The sequence below is a fragment of the Halorientalis pallida genome (assembly GCF_049605515.1).
In the GTDB taxonomy this organism is placed as follows: Archaea; Halobacteriota; Halobacteria; order Halobacteriales; family Haloarculaceae; genus Halorientalis; species Halorientalis pallida_A.
The window spans coordinates 108,581-130,490 of the sequence record NZ_CP187158.1; the positions used below are offsets into that span (position 1 = coordinate 108,581).

Annotated in this window: 24 protein-coding genes; 9 read left to right on the plus strand and 15 right to left on the minus strand. The window is 66.9% G+C overall.

Going from position 1 to position 21,910, the window contains the following annotated elements:
* Positions 1 to 73: 73 nt before the first annotated feature.
* Positions 74 to 1,462 (minus strand): PH domain-containing protein, encoded by a 1,389-nt coding sequence (locus tag ACOZ4N_RS02025; protein WP_424018256.1) that lies wholly within the window; start codon positions 1,460 to 1,462, stop codon positions 74 to 76.
* A 190-nt stretch (positions 1,463 to 1,652) separates the two neighbouring features.
* Here ACOZ4N_RS02025 and ACOZ4N_RS02030 point away from each other — a divergent pair, with 190 nt between their 5' ends.
* Positions 1,653 to 1,838: a hypothetical protein gene (locus tag ACOZ4N_RS02030; RefSeq protein ID WP_424018257.1), complete on the plus strand. Its 186-nt coding sequence runs from the start codon at positions 1,653 to 1,655 to the stop codon at positions 1,836 to 1,838.
* Here ACOZ4N_RS02030 and ACOZ4N_RS02035 read toward each other — a convergent pair.
* Positions 1,832 to 2,884, minus strand: coding sequence for a hypothetical protein (locus ACOZ4N_RS02035; protein ID WP_424018258.1), 1,053 nt, complete (start codon positions 2,882 to 2,884; stop codon positions 1,832 to 1,834). The genes ACOZ4N_RS02030 and ACOZ4N_RS02035 overlap by 7 nt on opposite strands.
* A 99-nt stretch (positions 2,885 to 2,983) precedes the next feature.
* A complete protein-coding gene (locus ACOZ4N_RS02040; protein ID WP_424018259.1) occupies positions 2,984 to 3,508 on the minus strand; it encodes a FlaD/FlaE family flagellar protein in 525 nt (174 codons plus the stop codon).
* Between the two features lie 258 nt (positions 3,509 to 3,766).
* Here ACOZ4N_RS02040 and corA point away from each other — a divergent pair, with 258 nt between their 5' ends.
* A complete protein-coding gene (corA, locus tag ACOZ4N_RS02045; RefSeq protein ID WP_424018260.1) occupies positions 3,767 to 4,744 on the plus strand; it encodes a magnesium/cobalt transporter CorA in 978 nt (325 codons plus the stop codon).
* 57 nt (positions 4,745 to 4,801) lie between these two features.
* Positions 4,802 to 5,311, plus strand: coding sequence for a type IV pilin (locus ACOZ4N_RS02050; protein ID WP_424018261.1), 510 nt, complete (start codon positions 4,802 to 4,804; stop codon positions 5,309 to 5,311).
* Here ACOZ4N_RS02050 and ACOZ4N_RS02055 read toward each other — a convergent pair.
* From ACOZ4N_RS02055 to ACOZ4N_RS02080, 6 genes are all read right to left on the minus strand, one after another.
* Entirely contained in the window at positions 5,308 to 6,555 is a 1,248-nt protein-coding gene (locus tag ACOZ4N_RS02055) for a tripartite tricarboxylate transporter permease (RefSeq protein WP_424018262.1), read from the minus strand. The two genes, ACOZ4N_RS02050 and ACOZ4N_RS02055, sit on opposite strands and share 4 nt — an antisense overlap.
* Positions 6,556 to 6,610: 55 nt before the next feature.
* On the minus strand, positions 6,611 to 8,518 hold the full coding sequence (locus ACOZ4N_RS02060) for a histidine kinase N-terminal 7TM domain-containing protein (protein ID WP_424018263.1): 1,908 nt from the start codon (positions 8,516 to 8,518) through the stop codon (positions 6,611 to 6,613).
* Between the two features lie 158 nt (positions 8,519 to 8,676).
* The gene (rpl12p, locus tag ACOZ4N_RS02065; protein ID WP_424018264.1) at positions 8,677 to 9,030 is read right to left on the minus strand and encodes a 50S ribosomal protein P1; all 354 of its coding nucleotides are present in this window, start codon (positions 9,028 to 9,030) and stop codon (positions 8,677 to 8,679) included.
* A 31-nt stretch (positions 9,031 to 9,061) separates the two neighbouring features.
* The gene (locus ACOZ4N_RS02070) at positions 9,062 to 10,102 is read right to left on the minus strand and encodes a 50S ribosomal protein L10 (RefSeq protein ID WP_424018265.1); all 1,041 of its coding nucleotides are present in this window, start codon (positions 10,100 to 10,102) and stop codon (positions 9,062 to 9,064) included.
* 1 nt (position 10,103) lies between these two features.
* Positions 10,104 to 10,742: a 50S ribosomal protein L1 gene (locus tag ACOZ4N_RS02075; protein WP_424018266.1), complete on the minus strand. Its 639-nt coding sequence runs from the start codon at positions 10,740 to 10,742 to the stop codon at positions 10,104 to 10,106.
* A 110-nt stretch (positions 10,743 to 10,852) separates the two neighbouring features.
* Positions 10,853 to 11,866: a Brp/Blh family beta-carotene 15,15'-dioxygenase gene (locus tag ACOZ4N_RS02080; RefSeq protein ID WP_424018267.1), complete on the minus strand. Its 1,014-nt coding sequence runs from the start codon at positions 11,864 to 11,866 to the stop codon at positions 10,853 to 10,855.
* Positions 11,867 to 11,902: 36 nt separating this feature from the next.
* On the opposite strand from ACOZ4N_RS02080, the gene ACOZ4N_RS02085 reads away from it, so the two are divergent.
* Positions 11,903 to 13,525 (plus strand): phytoene desaturase family protein, encoded by a 1,623-nt coding sequence (locus tag ACOZ4N_RS02085; protein ID WP_424018268.1) that lies wholly within the window; start codon positions 11,903 to 11,905, stop codon positions 13,523 to 13,525.
* Between the two features lie 17 nt (positions 13,526 to 13,542).
* Here ACOZ4N_RS02085 and ACOZ4N_RS02090 read toward each other — a convergent pair whose 3' ends face one another.
* Together ACOZ4N_RS02090 and ACOZ4N_RS02095 are read right to left on the minus strand one after the other, a co-directional pair.
* The gene (locus tag ACOZ4N_RS02090; protein ID WP_424018269.1) at positions 13,543 to 14,025 is read right to left on the minus strand and encodes a 50S ribosomal protein L11; all 483 of its coding nucleotides are present in this window, start codon (positions 14,023 to 14,025) and stop codon (positions 13,543 to 13,545) included.
* A 119-nt stretch (positions 14,026 to 14,144) separates the two neighbouring features.
* Entirely contained in the window at positions 14,145 to 14,345 is a 201-nt protein-coding gene (locus ACOZ4N_RS02095; protein ID WP_092692014.1) for a hypothetical protein, read from the minus strand.
* A 118-nt stretch (positions 14,346 to 14,463) separates the two neighbouring features.
* Here ACOZ4N_RS02095 and ACOZ4N_RS02100 point away from each other — a divergent pair, with 118 nt between their 5' ends.
* Together ACOZ4N_RS02100 and ACOZ4N_RS02105 are read left to right on the plus strand one after the other, a co-directional pair.
* Positions 14,464 to 14,988, plus strand: coding sequence for a cation:proton antiporter regulatory subunit (locus ACOZ4N_RS02100; protein WP_424018270.1), 525 nt, complete (start codon positions 14,464 to 14,466; stop codon positions 14,986 to 14,988).
* The gene (locus ACOZ4N_RS02105) at positions 14,989 to 16,233 is read left to right on the plus strand and encodes a cation:proton antiporter (protein WP_424018271.1); all 1,245 of its coding nucleotides are present in this window, start codon (positions 14,989 to 14,991) and stop codon (positions 16,231 to 16,233) included. It begins immediately after the preceding gene.
* Here the strand turns inward: ACOZ4N_RS02105 and ACOZ4N_RS02110 are convergent.
* Positions 16,211 to 16,867 (minus strand): potassium channel family protein, encoded by a 657-nt coding sequence (locus ACOZ4N_RS02110; protein WP_424018272.1) that lies wholly within the window; start codon positions 16,865 to 16,867, stop codon positions 16,211 to 16,213. The two genes, ACOZ4N_RS02105 and ACOZ4N_RS02110, sit on opposite strands and share 23 nt — an antisense overlap.
* A 1-nt stretch (position 16,868) precedes the next feature.
* Positions 16,869 to 18,329, minus strand: a complete 1,461-nt coding sequence (locus ACOZ4N_RS02115) for an APC family permease (protein WP_424018273.1) — start codon at positions 18,327 to 18,329, stop codon at positions 16,869 to 16,871.
* 186 nt (positions 18,330 to 18,515) lie between these two features.
* Between ACOZ4N_RS02115 and ACOZ4N_RS02120 the strand changes: the two genes are divergently transcribed.
* The 3 genes from ACOZ4N_RS02120 to ACOZ4N_RS02130 are packed head-to-tail and all read left to right on the plus strand — an operon-like array spanning position 18,516 to position 20,948.
* Positions 18,516 to 19,628, plus strand: a complete 1,113-nt coding sequence (locus ACOZ4N_RS02120) for an OBG GTPase family GTP-binding protein (RefSeq protein WP_424018274.1) — start codon at positions 18,516 to 18,518, stop codon at positions 19,626 to 19,628.
* The gene (locus ACOZ4N_RS02125; protein WP_424018275.1) at positions 19,628 to 20,146 is read left to right on the plus strand and encodes a TIGR04206 family protein; all 519 of its coding nucleotides are present in this window, start codon (positions 19,628 to 19,630) and stop codon (positions 20,144 to 20,146) included. The genes ACOZ4N_RS02120 and ACOZ4N_RS02125 overlap by 1 nt, the downstream gene beginning before the upstream one ends.
* Before the next feature lie 46 nt (positions 20,147 to 20,192).
* A complete protein-coding gene (locus tag ACOZ4N_RS02130) occupies positions 20,193 to 20,948 on the plus strand; it encodes a VOC family protein (RefSeq protein WP_424018276.1) in 756 nt (251 codons plus the stop codon).
* Here the strand turns inward: ACOZ4N_RS02130 and ACOZ4N_RS02135 are convergent.
* Both ACOZ4N_RS02135 and ACOZ4N_RS02140 read right to left on the minus strand, forming a co-directional pair.
* Positions 20,938 to 21,375 carry a type II toxin-antitoxin system VapC family toxin gene (locus ACOZ4N_RS02135; protein ID WP_424018277.1) on the minus strand — a complete coding sequence of 146 codons (438 nt, stop codon included), beginning with the start codon at positions 21,373 to 21,375 and terminating at the stop codon, positions 20,938 to 20,940. The genes ACOZ4N_RS02130 and ACOZ4N_RS02135 overlap by 11 nt on opposite strands.
* The gene (locus ACOZ4N_RS02140) at positions 21,372 to 21,659 is read right to left on the minus strand and encodes a hypothetical protein (protein WP_424018278.1); all 288 of its coding nucleotides are present in this window, start codon (positions 21,657 to 21,659) and stop codon (positions 21,372 to 21,374) included. Before ACOZ4N_RS02140 ends, ACOZ4N_RS02135 begins: the two co-directional genes overlap by 4 nt.
* Between the last annotated feature and the right edge of the window lie 251 nt (positions 21,660 to 21,910).

Below are 21,910 nucleotides of genomic sequence, written 5' to 3' on the forward strand. Positions count from 1 at the left end.
TGTCAAATAACTCTCGTCCGCGGTCCGGACCAGTGGGTCACGGGCTCGGTCGGACCGGAAAACGCGGGAACGATCAGTCGTTCGAGAGCTGGCGCGTCCGCGGGTCGCCGTCGGCCATGTCGCCGACGAACTCGAAGCCGTCGTCGACCGGGTCGTCGGCGGCCTCGATACACCTGGCGAGCGTGTCGGCGGACGCCTCGAGCATCGGGGTCAGCCGCGGTTGCAGCTCTTTCGCGACCGTGAGCGCGTCGTCGATCTCGGTGCGCCCGTTCTCGTAGGCGTCTTTCGCCGCGTCGGGGTGACCGGCCGCCAGGAGGCGGTTCCCGGCCGCCAGGTGGTACGCGGCCAGCAGGCGACGTGTGTGGACGAGTTCGCCGACGACCCGTTCGATAGTCTCGCGCAACTCGTCGCTGTCGCCGGCGAACCGCTGTTTCTCGCTCCCCCAGTCGAGGACGAGCGCGGTCTGGTACCGTTCCAGCGCGACCTCGAACTGTTCGGCCGCGACGGCCGGTGCGTCCGCGTCCCTGGCGCGTTCGGCGGCCGTCTCGGCGCGGCGGAGCGGCGACTTCGACAGGTGATCCAGACTCTGGGTCACCGTGTCCGCGCTCTCGCGGATGTCGCTCTCCTCCGGGAAGTCGTGTTCGCGTGCGATGTCCAGCGCCCGCTCGTACTCCGTCCGCGCTTTCAGGAACGCGTCGTAGGCGTTGTTGTACTGCTCCTGTCGCCACTCGTCGTTGGCGACCGTCGCGTGTTTCTCGGCCCGCGAGACGTGGATCTTCATGACGCTCGCGTCGAGGCGCTGTTCGACCTCGTGGACGCGCTCCCAGACGGCGTCGTCACGGTTGGTCGTCAGCTCCGGCGCTTTCCGCTGGGCCTCCTCGACGTGATCCCTGGCCGTGCTGGCGGCCGCGCGGGCCGCGTCGTGGTCGTCCTCGGAGAGCCTGTCGTCAACGTCGACGAGGTGCTTGCGCGCGTGTCTGAGCTGACTCTCGACGCGCGACCAGACGACTGCGGCCCGCTCCAGATACTCGACCGCGGGCTCGATGTCGACGGTACTCCGGACCGCGAAGTGCCACTTGACACCCTCGGTCGTCCAGATGTCGACGCCCTTCGTGAGCATCCCGCTCCGGGTCTTTACGTCCTCGATCTCGGTGTACGGAACCGCAAACGAGGTATCGCCCGTCCCGTTGCTGTCGCCCACGACGAACAGAACGCGCGTGTCGGTGATGGCCGCGATGGCCTGATACCCGTCGCCCGGCGTGTACGCCGTCGCGCCCTCGTCGCTCTCCCGTCTGACGCCCTTTTTCTTATTCGATAATAGAAACGCGACGCGTTCGGCGGCTCCCAGGTACTCGATGAGCGGCTTGTCGTGGAGATAGCCACTCGCGAATACGCCCCCGCTACCCGTCCCTGTAAGCAACTCCTCGTCGGAAATCGCGTTCTCGTCCTGGGAAGCCAACATGGGTTCGCACAGTTACAATGATGCTCATTGATAATGAGTCATGCGCTCGATAAAGGGTGCGTCAGACGTTATATTTACACTATAAATAGTAAAATAAAGCTACAGTCTCGTCGAGCGCCCCGCGCGTGTGCCACAGCGCCGACGTGTGTCTGACTGGGGTTTAGGTGGATCCGTCGCCTCCCTGTGGGGTATGCCACGGTTGGCGCTGGATCTGCCCGACGACCTCAGACGTGTCGAGAACAGTCGCGAGAACGGCGAGAGCCGAGCCGAGGAGTCCACAGTCCGGGCCCGAACGACGGCCGTGACCGAGACGGGGACCGACGGGCCGAAGGTCACGCGCTGGCACCGGTGCTGGGCCGGATCCGGCGATCAGTAACTGTCGCTCTCGATCAGGTGGGCGGCGATGCGCTGTGCGCCGACGGTCGCCGAGAGGTCGGGCCGCTCGGGTGCGGTGGCCGTCACCTCACGCTGGAGTTCCTCGCTCAGGCGCTCCTCGAACTCCTCGACGATGCCCGGGACACAGGCCATCCCGCCCGTCAGGACGATGGGCTGGTCCAGCGCCAGCTGGTACACCTTCATGTAGTCGTTGGCCAGATCGGGCAGGAAACTGTTCGCGATCTCGTCGACCACTTCGTCGAGGTAGTCGTTGCAGGCGTCCATCACGCTCCGCTCGATGGTGAACTCGTGTGAGCCGCCGCCGGGCTGTTGAATCACGTCGGTGAACGGCTCGAAGTCGACGAAGTCGGCGTGGTCTTCCTTGTACTCCCGGGCGGTCGTCTTGTCGATGTTGACCCGGCCCTGGGTCTCCTCCTCGACGTTGTTCGCGATCATCCGGTCGACCTCGTTGCCCGTCACCGCGCCGGTCGCGAACGGGGTCAACTGCTCGCCGCGCCGGTACGCCGAGGCCTCCAGATTCGTCGAGCCCATGTTGACCGCGGTGAAGATCTCGCTGATCGCCTCCAGGTCGTCCCCGATGGCGGGGATCGAGCCACACAGCGACTCGGGATAGCTCTGGACACCGGCCTCGCCGATGGCGCTCTCCTCGATCACCGATTCGAGGTTGGCCAGTCCCTTCTCGTTGTCGATGGTCGGGATGGCGTAGACGACGACGCTGTCGGCGGGCACGTCGTGTTCCTCGATCAGGGCGTCGAAGAACTTCTTGGTCAACTCGGCCCGGTCGTCGTCCTCGGGCAGGCCCGAGCGCAGCATGAACTGCGCGCGGTCGGGGTACTCCGTCGCCGCCTCGTCGCCGTACAGCACCCGTTCCTCGCCGGTGAGTTGATCCTCGTAGGTGGCCAGACAGGTCAGCGTCCGGATCGTCTCCAGGTCACCCTCGCCGTCCGGGAGGGCGATCACGGTCCGGGTACTCCCCAGTTTGACCCCGACCGGCACTGGTCCGTCCGAATCTTCGTCATCACTCATGATCGGCCGCGGCTACTCACGGCTCTGGTATATATTCTCTCCCTATACTCGGAATCGAAACACGTAGCGGCGACGACGGACGGGGAAACAGTCGGCCGACTACCGCATCGAGACGAGCCGCGCGATGTAGACGAGACTGAGTTTGTGGTCGTCGACGGTGCCGCCGCGTGGCTCCTCGCTGGGGCTCTCCAGCCCGAGCAGGTAGTCGTTCAGCGCCGCCTCCACGTCCTCGGTGAGCCAGCCGACCGACTCGTAGTACTGCAGGGCCTCGTTGGTTCCCTGGTAGCCGAAGTTCGACAGCAGGAACTCCAGCCACTCGAAGATGACGTACTCGGCGGCGTAGCTCTCGGGGAGGCCGTCGAGATACGGTTTTTCGAGATCGTCGACGCCGGCCTCCAGGGGCAACAGTTCCCGGTAGAGCCCGTTCTGGAACTGGTCGCGCGACGGCGTCTCCGAGTCGAGGCTGTCCCAGCCGTTGGGCTCCGGGCGCGCGCTCTCCTCGCCGTCGCCCGTGGGCGGTCTGGGCGCGTCGCTCCCGTCACCGCCCGACCGGGGCCTGTCACCCCGCTCCCGGGCCATCTTCCGGAGTTCGTCGAGGTCGTAATCGCGTGGATTGATCGTCATGTATTCGGTTGCGTAGAGATTTCTCCCCCAGTATGTTAAACCTTACACCCGCCCGAGTGCCCTCTGTGGGTTCTCTCCGCCGGAAATCGTACAGCGTCTGTCACGCGTCCGACGCACGACAGACGGGCGACAGCCGCCCGCCCCCTCCGCGACCCCGGGAACGCTTTTGATCCGTGCGGGCGACTGGCGGCGTATGCACGGCGAACCGAGCCGGGACGTGCCCACCCGCACTGCCACACTGGGCCGGAGGGGCCGGCCGTGATCGCGGCGGTCGTCTACGGACCCGACGGCGTGACCGAGTACGACGAGCTCGCCGCCGCCAGGGACGCGGCCGGCACGACCTGGGTCAGGGTCAGCGACGCGGACCCGGACGAACTCGACACCGTCGCCGAGACCTTCGGGATCCACCCGCTGGTCGTCGAGGACGTTCGCAACGAGGTCCGGGCCAAGACCCAGCCCTACGACGACTACGCGTTCACGCTGGTCAAGACCGTCGAGTTGGCCCGCGGCGAGCAGCCCTTCGACGAGGAGATCCTCGCCGAGGCCGTCGGCATCTGCGTGGGCGATGACTGGGTGGTCTCGCTGTCGGTCGCCCCCGACGATCCCGTCGACCAGGTGTGGGACGCGGTTCTCCGGGGCGACAGTCGCATCCTCGACCGCGGCCCGGATTTCGCCGCCTACCGGATGGTCGATATGATCGTCGACGAGTACTTCACCGTCCTCGACGACCTGGAGACGGACATCGAGGCCATCGAGGAGGCCGTCACGGTCTCGACCGATATCGGCACGCTCGAAGACATCAACGCGCTCCGGCGGGACCTGCTGGCCTTCCGGAAAGTCGCCTGGCCCTGTCGAGAGGCGGTCGGCGTCCTCGCTCGCGGCGGTCCCTCGCAGGTCCGCGAGGAGACCGAGAAGTACTACCGGGACGTGTACGACCACCTCGTCCAGGTCGTCGACCTCACCGAGACCTACCGGGACCTGACCACGGGCACCCGGGACATCTACCTCAACACGCTCTCGCAGTCGACCAACGAGGTGATGAAGGTGTTGACGGTCATCGCGACCATCTTCCTCCCGCTGACCTTCGTCGCCGGCGTCTACGGCATGAACTTCGCCGCCAGTCCGTACAACATGCCCGAGTTGACCTGGCGGTACGGTTACCCGGCGGTCCTGCTCCTGATGGTGGTCATCGCCGGCGGGATGCTCGTATACTTCAAACGGAAGGAATATTTGTAGCTTTCGGCCGTCGACACCGTTCGTGGGGTTAAGTGGCAGGCTGGGCTATTCCGGATAATGAGCGACTCTCGTCCCCGATTCCGGCCCGGGAACGACGACCGCGCCGTCTCCAACGTCGTCGGTGTCGTCCTCGTCGTCGCCATCGTCGTGATCCTGGCGGCGGTCGTCGGGAACCTCGCACTCGGCTTCGGGGGCTCGATGGAGACGCCAGCGCCGCAGTTCACTCTCGACACCCACTACCAGGCCGACGGGGCGGGCAACGACGCCGACCGGCCGTATCTCAACATCACCCACACCGGCGGTGAGACCGTCGACGGGACGAAACTGTTCGTCGTCGACAGCGACGGGAACGACGTGGCCTGGGCCGACGTGTGGACTGGCACTGAAGAAATCAAGGCCGACGATCACGTCCACATCGACGGCCACGGGAGCGACGGCGACCTCAACGCCGCCTGTCAGGGGGAAACCTACCAGTTGATCTACCGCCCCGATCAGGAAACGTCACACATCGTGCAGGAGGTCGAGATCGAACGGCGAGCGACCGGGCCGGCGGCGACGTACTGCTAACCCAGCGCCAGCGGGACGAGCAACACGCCCATCAGCGCCGCCCGCCGCGACCCGAACCGCGGCGGGACCAGCCCGATCACCGTGGCGACCGCGAAGATGCCGATTCCGACGGGGCCGGCGAAGACGAACGAGAGACAGAGTAACAGTGTCAGCACGGCGACCGAGAGTATCCGGTAGTCCAGCGCGCCGACCAGCGACAGGTAGCGGTCCCCGACCGTCGGGACGAGGACGAACCCGAGCGCGGCCGTCAGCGCGACGCTGGCCAGCAAGAGCGGGAAGGAAAGCGGTGCCCCGCTCGATTCGAGGGCGACCAGCACGCCCGTCCGTGGCGACCCGAGCGCGCGCAACGCCAGGAGCGCGAAGATCGTGTTGGCCGTGTTCACGCCGCTCGTGATCACCACGAACCCCCGCGCGCCGAAGCGGTACGGGACGGCCAGGAGTGCGCCCGTCGCCGCCACGGCGCTGGAGACGCCCGGGAGAAACCCCACGACCGCGCCCGAGAGCGTGCCCGCGGCCGAGAGCCCACCGACTGCCGGCTTCGAGAGCGCGATCGTCGCGTCGTCCTGTGGCGGAACGCCGCCCCCGCCCAGTGCCTCGACGAGGACCGGCGCGCCGAACAACCCCGCGAACAGCGGTGCCAGCGTCCCGCCGGCACTCACCAGCCCGTCCGTCGGGAGATCGAGCGTCAGGAGTCCCAGGACACCGCTGGCCGTCAGGGCGAGCCCGGCACCTACTTTCGCCCGATAGCTCCCCTCGGTCGTCACCAGCCCGACCGCCACGGCCGCCAGTACGGCCGACAGGTTGGCCCGGATCGTCGGATACAGTGCCGTCACCGCCTCGGTGACCGGGACCGCCAGCGGCACGGCCAGTGCAACCGCCAGCCCACTGCCGAGCGCCGACAGCCTGAGCGCTTCCCGGCCCCGGCCCGCCAGCACCAGCTCGTGGCCGGGGAGTGCGCTCGCGGCCATCGCCGGGTCCGGGACGCCCAGCGACAGCGCCGGAACCACGTCGAGGAAGGTGTGCATCGTCCCGGCGGCCAGCATCGCCGCCCCGACTAGCCGCGGCGGCCCGGGCACCGCGGACGCCCCCGCGGCGAGCAACAGCGCCATGTTGTTGGCGTGGAGTCCCGGCACGAGGCCGCTCACGACGCCGAGTGCCGCACCGCCGGCGACGAACGCGAGCGCCAGGGCCGCGGCCGACGGCGCGACCGCGATCCGGACACCCAGCCAGGTCGAGACTGCCATCGAGAACGGGTGGTCCCGCGTTCCTACTTAAGGGCTCGTCGCCCAGCCGGTCGTGTCAGTCTTCGCTCGCGGGCTGGGTGTCGGATTCGGGTCGTAGTGACGGTCCGTGCTCGCCGTCGAGGGCGTCACTGATCCGCCCGTCGTCGTTCGGTCGGCCGACGCCGGTGAACTCGAAGCGTGCGCCATCCGCCTCGCTGTCGGTGACGGTCACGTCCCAGCCGTGTGCGCTGGCGGCGTCGTCGACGATGGCCAGTCCGAATCCGGTCCCGCCGTCGCTGGTGGTGAACCCGTGTTCGAGTACCTCGTCTTTCCGTCCGTCCGGGATACCGGGCCCGTCGTCGGCGACGAAGAATCCGGTCTCCCCGTTGCGATCCAGGTCGCCGACGGTGACGGTCACGTCCTCGCGACCGTGCTCGACGGCGTTGCGAAAGAGGTTCTCGAAGATGGTTCGCAACCGGCCACGGTCGGCCGCGATCACGGCGTCGGCGTCGACCGTCAGCGTGGCCTCGGCGGTGTCGACGGTCTCCCAGGCAGTCTCGGCGGTCTCGGCCAGATCGACGGCCTCGGTTTCGGTGACCGCTTTCCCCTCCCGGGCCAGCGTCAGGGCGTCGTCGATGATGGCCGCCATCCGGTCGGTGGCCCGTTCGAGTTCGTGGACGGTTTCGGCGTCGACTTCGACGGTGTCGTCGTCGCCCTCGATCCGCGCGTCGAACAGCTCCAGGTAGCCCGACGTGACGTTGAGCGGGTTCCGCAGGTCGTGGGAGACGATGCCCGCGAACTGGTCGAGCCGTTCGTTCTGGTGTTCGAGTTGCTGTTTCCGTGACCGCAACGTCTCCTTCTGGTCCTGTAGTTGCTCCGCCCGACGCTTTCGGTCGGTGATGTCGTGGAGCAGGATGACGTGTGCACGTGCCTGCTCGCCCTCGCTCAGCGCGGAGATCGTCACCTGATAACACCGCTCGCCGTCGGGCGTCTCGACCCACGCCTCGTCGTCGAGTTCGTGGACCGGTTCGTCCCCGTCGAGTACCGGGCCCACCTCCCCACACTCTAGCACCCACTCCGGCCGGACGACGGCGGTCAGGTGCTGCCCGACCGGTTGGTCCAGTCCGAGCATCCGCTTTGCCGTCGAGTTGACGTCGACGATCCGGTCCTCGTCGTCGACGACGATGATGCCGTTGTCGACGGCTTCGAGGACGAAGTCCCGGGCCAGCGGGACGGTGCTGTCGAACCGCGACCCGACCATCGCGAGTACGCGGTCGATAGGGACCATCCGGACGAACGTCACGCTCCCCGTCCCCAGCAAGAGGAGGACACCGACCACGAGGTAAACGAACGGGACGAGCATGAAGTGTGGGAACGGACTGAGCTCGACAAACGAGAGGACCGTCACGAGCCCGATCACCAGCGTCGACACGGAGATGACCGCGCTGATCTGTCGATAGACGTTCCGGGAGCGAAGCATCCGCCGGGCCAGCAACGCGTTGTAGCCGATGGCGATACTGTAGGCGACAGCCGCCATGGCGTACACACCGATACCGTACTCGTAGGTGAGCAGGGCGAACGACCCACTCCGGTCGACACCGACATCGACCAGAAAGAGCCCGTGGATCCCGTCGGTCAGCGTGAGCGCGAGCGTGAGCAGGGGGAACGCCAGGAGGGCGATCACGCGTGGCCGGGTGAGCCAGTCCCGACGGCCCACGAAGTGGACCGTGAACAGACAGGTCGTGACGACGAGCAGTGGAATCGTCGGGAGAAAGAGCGCGAACCACAGCCGCTTCCAGAACAGCGACACCGTCGAGACGGTCAACAGCGTGAACAGCGACCACAGCGCCAGGGAGATCTGCACGCCCATCGCCCAGATCTCGGTGCGGCCCTTCCGCTGGCGCCAGGCGATCACCGCCCCGACGGTCGCGATCAGGACCGCAAATCCCAGTGGCAGGGTGTACGGCGTTACTTGCACCTCCATCGTGTTCGAGAACGGGCCTTGCTTCGGTCTCGCACGGACAGCTATGTAAAACTACGTACCGATATGACCACTCCACCGTCGTCTGTGGGTCAGCGTGGGGCCGGAAAGCGACGCCACTACCGAACGGAAATAAAACGGAGAAGATTGCTGGGCCGCGATCAGCCGAACAGCTCGCCGAGGCCTTCGCCGCCGTCGCCCTCGTCTTCGTCGTCGCCGCCGTCGTCTTCGGCTTCGGCTTCGTCGCCGCCTTCGTCGCCGCCTTCGTCGTCGCCGCCCTCTTCGAGTTCGGCGTCGGCGCTGCCGCCCGCGGGGGCAGCCGCACCGCCGGCCGGAACCGCTGCGGCCTGTTCGACGGCTTCCTCGATGTCGATGTCCTCGAGGGCCGCGACGAGGGCCTTGACGCGGGACTCCTCGACGTCGACGCCCGCCGCTTCGAGGACGCCCGTGATGTTGTCTTCGTTGATCTCTTCGCCGGTCTCGTTCAGGATGAGTGCTGCGTAAACGTATTCCATGGTTCGTAGTCTTGTTGGTGGTATTTAGTTGTTAGCCGAACATCGCGCCCATCGCATCGCCCGCGTCACCGTCGTCGTCATCGTCGTCGGTGTCGTCGGGTTCAGCCTCGGGCTCGTCGTCCGCCTCGCTGTCCTCGTCGTCGCCCTCGTCGGGCTCCGCTTCGGTCTCGGGCTCGGCCGTCTCGACACCCTGGAGCTCCTCGGGGAGCGCCTCGGGGTCGTCGATCTGGGCCGCCAGCGCCCGGACCTGCCCGTCCGCCTTGCTGATGAGGTCGGGCATGAAGTCCTCGTCCTCGATGGCCGCCTGGAGGCCGACCGATTTGGCCTCGCCGGACGCCTTGCCGAGCAGCGACCCCACGGTCTGTGCGGTCGGGTAGACGGCGTTGATCGAGAGATTGCGTGCGCCCGCGACGGCGGCCTCGATGTCCGCCTGGTACTCGTCGACGTCCAGTTCGAGCTCCTCGGGCTCGAAGAGGACGCCGTCGGCGAACACGGCCTGCAGGTCCAGCCCGACTTCCTTGGGCTCGATGCCGAGTTCGCTCAGCACGTTGGCGAGCTGGCTGTCGACGGTCTCGCCCGCCTCCAGCACCGTCGAGTCGGCCATGACCTGGATCGAGCCTTCCTGGATCCGGGCTTCAGCGCCGACGGCCTGGAGTTCACCGACGAACTGGCCCGGGTCCATCCCGGTGTCGCCCTCCGGAATCACGATGTCGTTGGGGGCGACTTCGCCGTCGTTGATCGGTGCGGAGGTCTTCGAGGCCTCCAGCTGCTGGTACAGCGTGAACGGGTTGTCGTTCGTACAGATGAGGCCGACCTGTCCACCGATGAACTCGGTGAGGTCCTCCAGCCCGTCGTCGACTTCGTCGAGGGCACGCTCCATCAGCGTGTTCCGGCTGACGCGGAGCTCGGCGGTGCCGTGGAGGTTGCGCCGCATGTCCTGGAGCTGACGGCTCGGAATGCCGGCGATGTTGACGATGCCGACCGAGTCGTAGCTCTCCAGCGTGGCGACGAGGTCGTCGACCTCCTCCTTCTTCCACTGCGGGATGGTCTCTGTCTTGCGTTCTGCGCTCATGTTAGGCCACCTCGACGGCCGGGCCCATCGTCGTCTTGACGAACACCGAGTCGATGTTCAGCGGGCCCTTCTCGAGCTCGGCGTGCAGGCGCCGGAGGATGACGTCGATGTTGTCCGCGATGGACTCGGCGTCCATGTCCTCCGCGCCGACGCGCGTGTGGAAGGTCCGCCGGTCGCGGCTCCGGAGCTGCACCGTGTTTTTCATTCGGTTGACGACCTCGACGACGTCGTCGTCGGGGTCGAGCGGTTCCGGCATCTTCCCGCGCGGACCGAGGACGGTACCGAGATAGCGACCGATGTCCTGCATCATGTTCTGCTCCGCGATGAAGAAGTCGGTCTCGTCGGCGAGGTCCTTGGCCGCGTCGTCGTCGTCGCCCAGTTCTTCGAGGTCGTCGCCGTCCAGCACGTCGTCGGCGGCGTCCTCTGCACGCAGGGCGGTCTCGCCCTCCGCGAAGACGACGATACTCGTCTCCTGGCCCGTCCCCTCGGGGAGGACGACGCCAGTGTCGACGCGATTCGACGGGTCGTCGAGGTCTAGGTCGCGCAGGTTGATAGCGAGGTCGACCGTCTCGCGGAAGTTCCGCGGCGGTGCCTCCTCAAGTGCGCTAGATACTGCTTGCTCTATGTCCTGATCTGCCATCGTTCACCTCCGTAGTACGCGTAACGCTCCTACGGGTCAGTGAAACAGGCGAAGCCTGTCTCACCCGGAACGTGGCCAATCGGAAACTTAAACCCGTCGAACCGAACCGCTCACGTCGTCCAGATCCCGCGCTGGTGGTCGAGCCACGACCCGACGAGGACGTGTGGCACCGCGATCACGGCGACGAACACGCTGTACAGCGCGACCCACCCGGTCGGGGTCGTCGGTGCGCTCGGGAGCGCGACCGCCAGCGCGGCCAGCAGCACCAGCGCGCCGAGCCACGGGGCGACGGCACCGCGAGCGACCCGGGCGAGTACCGCGCGAAGCGACCGGCCGTCGGCGCTCAACCGAGCAGTCTGGCGGGTCGCGTACCAGCACGGGAAGTAGACGCCGACGGCCAGGATCGGCGGGACCACCGCGAAGAAGGCCACCAGCAACAGCGTCTCGCCGGCCTCCGGGAGCCACGAACCGGGGCCGTCGGCCCGCAGGTACCCCCACCCCAGATGGGCCAGGAGAGCCAGCAGGTACACGCCCCCGAGTACGTCGCGGGCGGGCGACTCGAACACCCAACCGGCACCGGCCATCGCACCGGGTTCGAACAGCGACACCATGTAGTCGCTGACCATGTAGAACACGCCAGGGTGCGCGACCATCGGGACCACCATCACCGCGCCCCCACGGACGAGCGCACCGAGAACCCGCTGTGACCGACCCCTCAGGTGATCGCCCGCGGTCGTCGATTCGAGGACGTGGAGTCCACCGAATCCGCCTTTCAGGCAGGTGATGGCGACCGCCAGTGCCAGGCCCGCGACCGGTGCGAGGACGAACACGGTCAGCGACGCGCCGATCAACAGCAGGTACGCCAGCAGATAGCGGGCCTGGAACGACTCCCCGCGCCCGCGGAGGTTGGCGACGTGCTCGAACCCACCGTGGGGAAGGCTGACCCCGAGCATCAGCGTCAGGTACGCGATGGACTGGAGGCGTATCGGTACGGTCGCCCCGGAGACGGTGGCGGCCCCGAACAGGACGGTCAGGCCGGCGAACAGCGCCCACGACGCCACCAGCAGGCGACCGGCCGCCCCGTCGTCATCGGTCGGAAGTCGTCGCTCGACGACGCCGAACATCGACTCCGACTAGGGAGTCGGTCGGAAAAAGGGTGGGTGGCCGTTCCCGACCCGCAGGAATTCGGCACAGGCTCGAAATGGGTTCACTCCCTAGTCGAGACGACCATGCACGGTGAGGGCTTCCGCGGACCGGACGGTCCCGATCTCGACGGTGACCCGCTGGCCGGCGAGCGAACCGTCGTCGTCGGCGGCGGCGTCGGCGGGCTGGCGACGGCCCCGTACCTGGCCGCGATGGGTGCCGACGTGACCGTGATCGAGCGCAACGACGACCTCGGCGGTGTGGCAACCCGCATCGAGGGCGAGGGGTTCCGGTTCGACGCCGGTCCCTCCTGGTACCTCATGCCCGACGTGTTCGAGCGCTACTTCGCGCAGTTCGGCCACGATCCGGACGATTTCTACGCGCTCGAACGGCTCGATCCGCACTACCGGATCCACTGGAAGGACGGTGACGAGGTTGCGGTCCCGGACGACCCCGAGGCCGTCGCGGAGATCTTCGAGTCCTACGAGCCGGGCGCGGGCGAGGCCTTCCGGTCGTACCTCGACGAGGCGGCCGAGACCTACCGGATCGGGATGGAGCGGTTCGTCTACGAGGACCGGCCCCGGCTCCGGGACTGGGCGGATCTCGACGTGATGCGTTCGGCGCGTGGCCTGACCTTCCTCGGGTCGATGCAGGACCACGCCGCCGACTACTTCGACCACCCGAAACTCCGGCAACTCGTCCAGTACACGCTCGTCTTCCTCGGCGGCGCGCCCCACAACACCCCCGCACTCTACAACCTCATGGCCCACGTCGACTTCGAACTGGGCGTGCTCTACCCCGAGAACGGCATCTACAGCCTCGTCGAGGCCCTGCGGGACCTCGGGCGTGAACACGGAGTCACCTTCCGCACCGGCGAGGCCGTCACTGCGATCAACCCCGGACCGCCCGCGACGGTCACCACCGAGCGCGACCGCCTGCGCGCGGATCGCGTGGTCTGTAACGCCAACCCGGCACACGCCGAGCGCGACCTCCTGCCCGCGCGGGCGCGCCAGCACGGCGACGACTACTGGACCGACCGGACCTACGCCCCCTCGGCGTTCATGCTCTATCTGGGCGTCGAGGGCGACGTGGCGCCGCTGGAACACCACACGCTGATCCTCCCCGAGGACTGGGACCCACACTTCGAGACGATCTTCGACGAGCCGGCCTGGCCAGCGGACCCGGCCTACTACGTGAACGTCCCGTCGCTGACCGACGACGACGCGGCCCCCGAGGGACACCACACTGTCGTCGTCCTCGTTCCCGTCGCACCGGGACTGGACGACGGTCCCGAGGTCAGGGACCGGTTCCGCGAGCAGGTGCTGGCGGACCTGGCGGCACACACCGGGGTCGACCTGCGCGACCGGATCGTCTTCGAGGAGACGGCCTGTGTCTCGGAGTTCGCCGAGTGGGTCAACGCGCCACGCGGGACCGCGCTGGGGCTGGCCCACACGCTCCGCCAGACCGGCCCGCTCCGCCCGGGCCACCGGGGTGGTGCCGACGGCCTCTACTACGTCGGGGGGTACACCACGCCGGGCATCGGACTCCCGATGTGTCTGATCAGCGCCGAACACACCGCGACGGCGGTCCGGGAGGACGCCACGGCGCAGTCGCTACTGGGTGGGTTGACGAGCGAATGAGAAGTGGGCCGTTCGGGTCAGGCCTCTGCCGCAAACTTGTCGTCGTACTCGCCCTCGTCGATGCGCTCTTTGAACTCGCGGGGGTCGTTCCCTTCGATGGTGACGCCCAGCGAGGTGCAGGTGCCGACGACTTCCTTGGCGGCGTTTTTCAGGTCGTAGGCCAGCAGGTCCGGGTGTTTCTGCTCGGCGATCTGCTTGACCTGATCGACCGACAGGTCGGCGACGAAGTTCTCCTGGGGTTCGCCGCTGCCGGTCTCGAAGCCGGCCTCGTCTTTGACGAGTTCGGCCGTCGGCGGGACGCCGACCTCGATGTCGAAGTCGCCCTCGTCGTCGTACTCGACGGTGACGGGGACTTCGGTGCCGTCGAAGGCTTCGGTCTGGTCGTTGATCTCCTGGACGACTGCCTGCACGTCGACGGGCGTCGGGCCGAGTTCCGGGCCGAGCGGCGGTCCGGGGTTGGCCTGCCCGCCAGGGACGAGTACTTCGATGGTTCCAGCCATATCGAACCTATCGTGGAGGCGCGCTTTTAACGGTTGCTTTCCGCGGCCGGCGTGTCGACGGGGCACACGCTCTCGGGTTGCGGTGGAAAAAGCGGGGACCCGCGGGCGGCAGCGCCCGACTACTGGACCGAGATGCCGTTTCGAGAGAGGTACGCGCTCGCCTCCTTGATCTCGACGGGACTGCCGAGGATGCGTACCCCCTGCTCCTCAGAGCGAATCGTTAGCGTAAACCGGTGCTCCAGATCCTCCCGGAGGCCGTCGAGCGCTTCCTCCGGGAGCAGGATTTGCGTACTGTCGCGCAGCAGAGCCGCGTCGGGCATCACCCGCATAAAAGCCATCTCGCCGTATAGGTGTATCGAAACGGACGCCCGCGCGTCTCCGGATCTCGGGCCTGCGCGCCCACACGGGATTTATACTCCGGCCCCGCAATCTCACCGCATGACCGTCTACGAGACCGAGGTGCCCGGCGTGGGCAAGAAGTTCGAACTCGAGATCGGCGGTGGGGAGCGGCTGGTCGTCCTCATCCACCACGACGGCAAACGCGAGGTCTACCGCCGCCCCGACCCCGACGCCGACAGCGAGAAACTGTTCTCCGTCGCCGGCAAGCAGGCCCGCCAGCTCGGCTCGATCATCGAGGGCGCGTTCTTCCAGCCCGTCGAGACCGACGAGGTACAGGTCCCCCTCGGTGACGCCTTCATCGAGTGGCTCGACCTGCACGCCGACTCGGAACTGGCCGGCAAGACGCTGGGCGAGACCGACCTCCGGCAGGAGACGGGCATCTCGGTGCTGGCCGTCCAGCGCGGCGATCACACCCATCCGAACCCCGATTCGGCGTTCGAACTCGCCGGCGGCGACGTGCTGGTCACGCTGGGCACCCGCGAGGAACAGAACAGCCTGGAGGCGATGCTCGGCGGGAGCGACACCGGCGACGCGACCGACAGCGACGAGGGTCAGGACGAATAGATGGCCGTCGCGCTCTACGAGATCGGTATCGCGATCACCGCGCTCGCGGTCGCTGGCTCCCTCGTCCACCGGTACGGCCTGTCGGTCATCCCCGCCTACATCGTGATCGGCGTCCTCGTGGGCCCGAACTATCCGACCACGCTGGGTGACCTCTCCCCGGTCGCGCTCGGCGCAGTCGGCGACGTGTCCCTGCAACTCGTCTCCGACAGCGACCTCGTCGCCGGCCTGGCGGAACTCGGGATCGTCCTCCTGCTCTTTTTCCTGGGACTGGAGTTCAGCGTCTCCCAGTTGCTCGGGGACGGCCGCCGCATCGCGACCATCGGCGTGATCGACCTGGTACTCAACTTCGGCGTCGGCCTCGCACTCGGGTTCGCCTTCGGCTTCGGGCCCGTCGAGACGCTGTTTCTCGCGGGGATCGTCTACATCTCCTCGTCGGCCGTGATCACCAAGTCGATCATCGACGAGGGGTGGGTGGCAAACCCCGAGAGCGGGCCGATCCTCGGCACGCTGGTGTTCGAGGACATCTTCATCGCGATCTACCTGGCCGTCCTCTCGGCGGTGGCGCTCGGCGGCGGCTCGCTGGCCGACGCCGCCGTCTCGGTCGGGACCGCCTTCGCCTTCCTCGGCGTGTTGCTCGCCGCCGCGTGGTACGGGACCGGCGTCGTCGAACGGCTGTTCAGTACTGGCTCGGACGAACTGTTCCTGTTGCGCGTGCTCGGTGTGACGACGCTGGTCGCGGGCGTCGCGCTCGCGATGGGTGTCAGCGAGGCCGTCGCGGCCTTCTTCGTCGGCACCGCGTTCAGCGGGACCGAACACACCGAACGCATCGAACACGTCATCGCCCCCTCCCGCGACTTCTTCGCGGCCGTCTTCTTCTTCGCTATCGGGCTGACCACCGACGTGACCCTGCTGGCGGACGTGGCACTCCTGCTGGCGGCCGCGGTGGTCGTGACGACCGCGAGCAAACTCCTGAGCGGGACGCTGTCGGGTCGGGTGTACGACCTCGATCCCCGGCGCTCGCTCCGGGTCGGCCTCGGGATGGTGCCACGGGGCGAGTTCTCCCTGATCCTCGCGACGCTGGCGGCGACTGCCGGGGGCAACGCCGGGACGCTCGGCGAGGTCGTGCCGGCCTTCGCCGTCGGCTACGTACTGGTGATGAGCATCGTCGGGACGCTGTTGATCCAGAACGCGAACGTGATCGAGGGGCTGCGAAAACTCGCGGTCAGCCCCGAAGCAGGTTCATGACCTCGTCGGCCACGTCGGGTTCGACGGCGACGACGTAGCGTTTCCCGGGGTCGAGGGTGGTGTCCGGGCCGGCGATGCGCTCGCCGTCGTCGTCGGAGATGACCAGCGTCCCCGTCGGGAAGTTGACGTTCGCCAGCCGTTTGCCCGCGGCCGGCGCACCCTCCGCCACCCGGACCTGCACGATGTCGAGGGTCTCGGTCACGTCGCTGATGCTCTCCACGTCGCCACCGATAATCTCGTTCGCGGCCATGCGCGCGCCTGCGCGCTCGGGAAATACGACGGCGTCGACGAACCGTGTGTACTCCTCCCCGCCGAGGCGGTCGACGCGAGCGATGGTCCGGAGGCCGTCGCCGTTCATCTCCGTGGCTTCGAGACAGACGGCGAGGTTCACGCCGGTGTTCTGGGTCAGGCCAGCGATCACGTCCGCCCGTGCCACGTCGGCCTGTTCCAGGATCGCCGGATCGGTCGCGTCGCCCTGAATGATCGTCGCGACGTACTCGTCGGCCATCGCGTCACAGACCTCCGGGTCACGCTCGACGACGGTGATGTCGTGGCCCCGCTCGGCGAGGATGGCCGTTGTCTGGAAACCGACGCGTCCACCGCCAACGATGATGACGTTCAGGTCCTGAGTCATGTCAGTCGTCCTCCTGTGGAACCGCGTCCGCAGGCGTCCCGGTCCCACCGGCCTCCCCGGCCGACCGCCATCGGTTCAGGCCGAGATAGGCCAGCCCGCCGAGCAGTATCCAGCCGACGCTGAGGACCAGCGCCAGCGGGTCCGTCTGCACCAGATACCAGACGAGGACGCCCGTCAACACCAGGTTCAGCACGATTCCGAGTATCGGCGGGACCGGATAGTAGGGCATCTCGTAGGGTCGTTTCATGTCGGGTCGCTCCCGGCGCAACCGGATGACCGCGCCGTTGACGACGATGAAGGAGAGCAGGAAAAACAGGCTGGACATGTTGCCCGCGCTCTTGGTCGGCAGGGCCACTGAACCCAGCATGACGACCGCACTCGCGATAATCGCGACGAACGGCGTCCCGAAGCGATGGTGTAACTGCCCGATGGAGGGGAGGAGCTGGCCTTCCCGGCCCATCGAGAACGCGACCCGAGACGAGGCGATGACGACGGCGTTCAGTGCGGTCAGCGTCGAGAACACCGCGCCGAAGACGATGATCGCCCCGCCGTTCTGGATCACCGGCAGGCCCGTCGGCATGAACTCGGTCGCCGCCTGTGCGATGCCGGCCTCACCGGCCTCTGCCAGGCCCTGCGCTCCGAGCGTCCCGACGGCGACCGTAACCACCGCCAGGTATACCACGACGGTCACGGCGAGGCTCAGGAAGATCGCCTTGGGGATGTTCTCGCGCGGGTTCTTGACCTCCTCCGTCACCGTCGTGATGAGGTCGTACCCCTCGAAGGCGATGAAGGTCAGGCCCATCGCGGGGAGGATGGCGAAGGCACCGCCGTCCGCGGGGAAGAGTGGCTGAAACTCGGCGGTCGAGAACATCGGCGACAGCGCGCCGAAGGCGACGAACACGACGAGGATGCCGACCTTCACGAGCGTGAAGATGGTCTCGACGCTCCCGCTTGCCGCAGTCGAGGCGGCGTTCAGCGCGACCAGTAACAGGACCGCGGTGAACGCCAGGCCGACGCTGACCGGGACGGCGGCGTCGAGCAGCGGGAGCGCGACCGCGCCCACCTGATCGGGGGCCGGCGCGAACCCGTAGACGTGGAGCAGTTCGAGGAAGTTGGGGGCGAAACCCAGCGCGTACAGCGCGCCGGCGATCATGTACGCGAACCAGAGCATCCAGCCCATCAGGAACGAACTCAGGTCGTCGAACACCTCGCGGACGAAGGCGTACCCTCCGCCGCTCTTGGGGATCGCCGAGGCGAGTTCGGCGTAGGAGAGGCCGGTGAAGGCCGTGACGACGCCGTTCAGCGCGAACACGGCGATCGCGGCCGGGCCGGCGATCTCCGCGGCCAGGCCGGTCAACACGAAGATGCCCGCGCCGATCATCGCGCCCATGCCGATCATGGTGGCGTCGAGCAGGCCGAGTTCCGCTTCGGGTTTGCGTTCGCCGTGACTGCCGCTACTCATCGATACCCTCCCGGTGCCAGTGGGTCCGGATCGGAGCGACAGGCCGGTCGGTTCCGGTGTGCATCCGTCGTAGGTCTCTCACCCGTGACTCATAATTCCTCGGCGCGATTCCCAGTCCGTGGGGTCGGGCCCAGCGACGAGACCCAACGAAAGCGCTTTTGAGTCGCGGTTGCCGACTGTCCCCTAATGGGCCTGGAGGAGGAGATCGAGGAGATCGAGGAGGAGATAGCCGAGACTCCGTACAACAAGTCGACGGAGGCCCACATCGGCCGGCTGAAGTCCAAACTCGCACAGAAGAAAGAGGAACTCGAGAAACAGCAGTCCGGCTCCGGCGGTGGCGGCGGGTACGCCGTCGAGAAACACGGCGACGCCACCGTCGCGCTCGTGGGCTTCCCCAGCGTCGGCAAGTCGACGCTGTTGAACGCCCTGACCAACGCCGACAGCGAGGTCGGCGAGTACGAGTTCACGACCCTCGACGTGAACCCCGGGATGCTCCAGTACAACGGCGCGAACATCCAGATGCTGGACGTGCCCGGCCTCATCGAGGGGGCCGCCGAGGGCCGTGGTGACGGACAGGCGGTCCTCTCGGTCGTCAGGACGGCCGATCTCGTGGTCTTCGTCATGGACGTGTTCGAGATCGACCAGTACGCGCGCCTGCGCGAAGAACTGTACAAGAACAACGTCCGGGTCGACACCGAACCGCCGCGGGTGACCATCCGCCGGAAGGGGAAAGGCGGCATCGACGTGAACGCCAGCGTCGACCTCGATCTGGACGAGGAGACGATCAAGCAGGTCCTCCGTGAGAACGGCTTCGTCAACGCCGACGTGACCGTCGGCGAGCAGGTCGACATCGACCGCCTCATCGACGGCGTGATGGACAACCGCGTCTATCTCCCCTCCATCGAGGTCGTCAACAAGGCCGACCTGATCGAAAAGGACTACCTGCCCACCGTCGAGGAGAACCTCCGGGACCACGACATCGACCCCGACGAAGCGGTGTTCATCAGCGCCGAGGAGGGGAAAGGCCTGGACGCGCTGAAAGAGAAGATCTGGGAGGCGCTCGGGCTGATCCGGATCTACATGGACAAGCCGGGCCGGGGCGTCGACTACGACGAGCCCCTGATCCTCCGCTCGGGCGACACCGTCGAGGACGCCTGTGAGAAACTCGGCGGCGAGTTCGAGGAACGCTTCCGCTTCGCCCGTGTCTCCGGACCCAGCGCCAAACACGACGAGCAACAGGTCGGGACCGACCACGAACTCGCGGACGAGGACGTACTCCGGCTCGTGACCCGCAAGTGATGGCCGGGGACGACGGCGGGGAACGGCGACACGACGACACCCGGGACGAGGCACAGGAGTTGCCCGAACCTGTTCCCGATACGGTCCGACGGTATCGCCGTCTCCCCGTGCTGATCGCCGTCGCGGTCGCCCCCTGGAACGCGGTCCTCACCGACGGCTACCTCTCGTTGTTCTTCACCTTCGGCATCGTCAACTTCGACCCAGCGGGATTCGCCCTGCTCACCGACTACTACTTCCGGTTCTCGGCCGCCCGCCCGGAGTACATGAACGCGTGGGGGCTGGGCGTCCTGCTCTTTGCAGTGGGACTCCTGAGTGCGCTCGCGGGACTGGTCTGGCGTGAGGACCAGCGGGTCACGGCGGCGATGTTCGTCTTCGCCGGGTTCGGGCAGTTGGTGTTCGCACTGGGCTTTCTCGGTCGCCCCGGGCCCTACGTCGCCATCCCGTTCGGGACGATCCTGCTGTGGGGACTCGTCTGGCGGTACTACCGGTCGGATCTGGCGTCGATCTTCCGGTACTGAACCCGGCGTCGATATCCTTTTCGGCGCGCCACCCCAGCCAACGGGTATGCACGCGACGCTCGACCACACGATGATGCGCGTCGAGGATCTGGACGAGTCCCTGGAGTGGTACCAGACACACTTCGACTACGAGGAGTACGGCCGCTGGGAGGCAGAGACGTTCACGAACGTCTTCCTCGGCCCGGCGGACAAACACGAGGACGGTGCCCTGCTCGAACTCACGTACAACCACGACGGCCGGACCTACGACTTCGGCGACGCCTGGGGTCACATCGCCGTGCGCTGTGACGACGTGTACGAGGCCTACGACGAACTCATGGCCGAGGGTGTCGAGGACTACCGCGATCCCGACTCCTGTGGCGGGCAGTACGCGTTCGTCACCGACCCGGACGGCCACGAGATCGAGATCGTCGAGCGCGACCACGGCGCGAAGTGGAGCCTCGACCACACCATGCTCCGCGTCGAGGACGCCGACGAAGCCATCGGCTGGTTCACCCGGAAACTGGAGTACGACCTCTTTCGGCGGGAGGAGTTCGACGACTTCGCACTGTACTTCCTCAAACCCGAGGGCGCCGCCCCAGAGGAGATGTCCGTCGAACTCACGTACAATTACGACGGGCGCACGTACGACATCGGCGACGCCTGGGGACACATCGCGGTCCAGGCCGACGACCTCCACGAGTTCTGGGACACCCTGCTGACCCGCCACGCCGAGGACTACCGCGACCCCGAGAGCTGTGGTGACCGCTACGCGTTCACCAAGACGATGGACGGGCACGAAGTCGAGATCGTCACGAACTGATCGTGGACGGGTCGAACCGGTCCACGATCCCGTCGAAATCGTCGTCGTAACTGCAGATCCGGTCGATTCCCTCCGTCTCAGAGAGCGCGACGCTGGCCGCGTCGGTGAAACTGAGCGGCTGATCGTCGTACCGTTCGAAGGTCTCGACTGCGGCCTCGAAGCGGTCGGCCGTAACGTGGAGCATCCGAAACGGTGACGTGAAATCGCCAGCGCCGCGGATTCGTCGGCCGATGCGCTTCGCGGGTTCGAGGTCGTCCGCACGGGCACGCGTGAGCGTCACGGCCTCGTCGTAGATGTAGTCGCTCACGTAGGGTTGGCCGTACTCGCCGCGATTGATCGCGTTCATCGCCGCGACCGCCGAGTCGTGTCTGGACGAGCCCTCGTCGTGGTGGGCGTACAGCACGCCGGTATCGACGAGGACGCTCACAGGTGATCCTCCTCGTAGACGAGCCGGTCGATGTCGTCCTCGTCAGTCTCCGTCCCGGAGTCGAACGTTCCCTCGTTGAACGCCTCGATCTCCTCGTCGCTCAGCGGGACCGTCCGTTCCCTGAAGGAATCGACGACCTCAGACTTGGTCGCCAGCGCGTGCGTGACGATCCTGTCGAGGAGCTCCTGCTGTGTCACCTTCCGTCCCGTTTCGAGCTTGATCTCGGCTTGCAGTTCTTCCAGTCGGGACTTGGTTTCCTCGTCCATCTTGACGGACGTGGCCATGAAAAACCGTAGTATCCTCTACTGGGTAAACGTTTCTCCACCTGATGCTGTAACAGACACCGATAACAGCTGGACCACCAGCCGGTGCTCTTTGTGGCTCTCGACGGCCACGAAGTCGAGATCGTCACGAACTGACAACGACCCGGCCACACGACAGGTTCGTCCCCGTACTCTCTGTTGGCCCACTCGAACGTTCGTTCGAGCTCTCGGTTGGTTACTGGTTCCTGTCTGGAAGCCTTCAGCTACTGTCC

Excerpts from the sequence above, each read along its gene's own strand:
- ACOZ4N_RS02025 (WP_424018256.1), bottom strand. The coding sequence starts at position 1,462 with ATGTTGGCTTCCCAGGACGAGAACGCGATTTCCGACGAGGAGTTGCTT.
- ACOZ4N_RS02030 (WP_424018257.1), top strand. The coding sequence starts at position 1,653 with ATGCCACGGTTGGCGCTGGATCTGCCCGACGACCTCAGACGTGTCGAG.
- ACOZ4N_RS02035 (WP_424018258.1), bottom strand. The coding sequence starts at position 2,884 with ATGAGTGATGACGAAGATTCGGACGGACCAGTGCCGGTCGGGGTCAAA.
- ACOZ4N_RS02040 (WP_424018259.1), bottom strand. The coding sequence starts at position 3,508 with ATGACGATCAATCCACGCGATTACGACCTCGACGAACTCCGGAAGATG.
- ACOZ4N_RS02050 (WP_424018261.1), top strand. The coding sequence starts at position 4,802 with ATGAGCGACTCTCGTCCCCGATTCCGGCCCGGGAACGACGACCGCGCC.
- ACOZ4N_RS02055 (WP_424018262.1), bottom strand. The coding sequence starts at position 6,555 with ATGGCAGTCTCGACCTGGCTGGGTGTCCGGATCGCGGTCGCGCCGTCG.
- ACOZ4N_RS02060 (WP_424018263.1), bottom strand. The coding sequence starts at position 8,518 with ATGGAGGTGCAAGTAACGCCGTACACCCTGCCACTGGGATTTGCGGTC.
- rpl12p (WP_424018264.1), bottom strand. The coding sequence starts at position 9,030 with ATGGAATACGTTTACGCAGCACTCATCCTGAACGAGACCGGCGAAGAG.
- ACOZ4N_RS02070 (WP_424018265.1), bottom strand. The coding sequence starts at position 10,102 with ATGAGCGCAGAACGCAAGACAGAGACCATCCCGCAGTGGAAGAAGGAG.
- ACOZ4N_RS02075 (WP_424018266.1), bottom strand. The coding sequence starts at position 10,742 with ATGGCAGATCAGGACATAGAGCAAGCAGTATCTAGCGCACTTGAGGAG.
- ACOZ4N_RS02080 (WP_424018267.1), bottom strand. The coding sequence starts at position 11,866 with ATGTTCGGCGTCGTCGAGCGACGACTTCCGACCGATGACGACGGGGCG.
- ACOZ4N_RS02090 (WP_424018269.1), bottom strand. The coding sequence starts at position 14,025 with ATGGCTGGAACCATCGAAGTACTCGTCCCTGGCGGGCAGGCCAACCCC.
- ACOZ4N_RS02095 (WP_092692014.1), bottom strand. The coding sequence starts at position 14,345 with ATGCCCGACGCGGCTCTGCTGCGCGACAGTACGCAAATCCTGCTCCCG.
- ACOZ4N_RS02100 (WP_424018270.1), top strand. The coding sequence starts at position 14,464 with ATGACCGTCTACGAGACCGAGGTGCCCGGCGTGGGCAAGAAGTTCGAA.
- ACOZ4N_RS02105 (WP_424018271.1), top strand. The coding sequence starts at position 14,989 with ATGGCCGTCGCGCTCTACGAGATCGGTATCGCGATCACCGCGCTCGCG.
- ACOZ4N_RS02110 (WP_424018272.1), bottom strand. The coding sequence starts at position 16,867 with ATGACTCAGGACCTGAACGTCATCATCGTTGGCGGTGGACGCGTCGGT.
- ACOZ4N_RS02115 (WP_424018273.1), bottom strand. The coding sequence starts at position 18,329 with ATGAGTAGCGGCAGTCACGGCGAACGCAAACCCGAAGCGGAACTCGGC.
- ACOZ4N_RS02120 (WP_424018274.1), top strand. The coding sequence starts at position 18,516 with ATGGGCCTGGAGGAGGAGATCGAGGAGATCGAGGAGGAGATAGCCGAG.
- ACOZ4N_RS02125 (WP_424018275.1), top strand. The coding sequence starts at position 19,628 with ATGGCCGGGGACGACGGCGGGGAACGGCGACACGACGACACCCGGGAC.
- ACOZ4N_RS02130 (WP_424018276.1), top strand. The coding sequence starts at position 20,193 with ATGCACGCGACGCTCGACCACACGATGATGCGCGTCGAGGATCTGGAC.
- ACOZ4N_RS02140 (WP_424018278.1), bottom strand. The coding sequence starts at position 21,659 with ATGGCCACGTCCGTCAAGATGGACGAGGAAACCAAGTCCCGACTGGAA.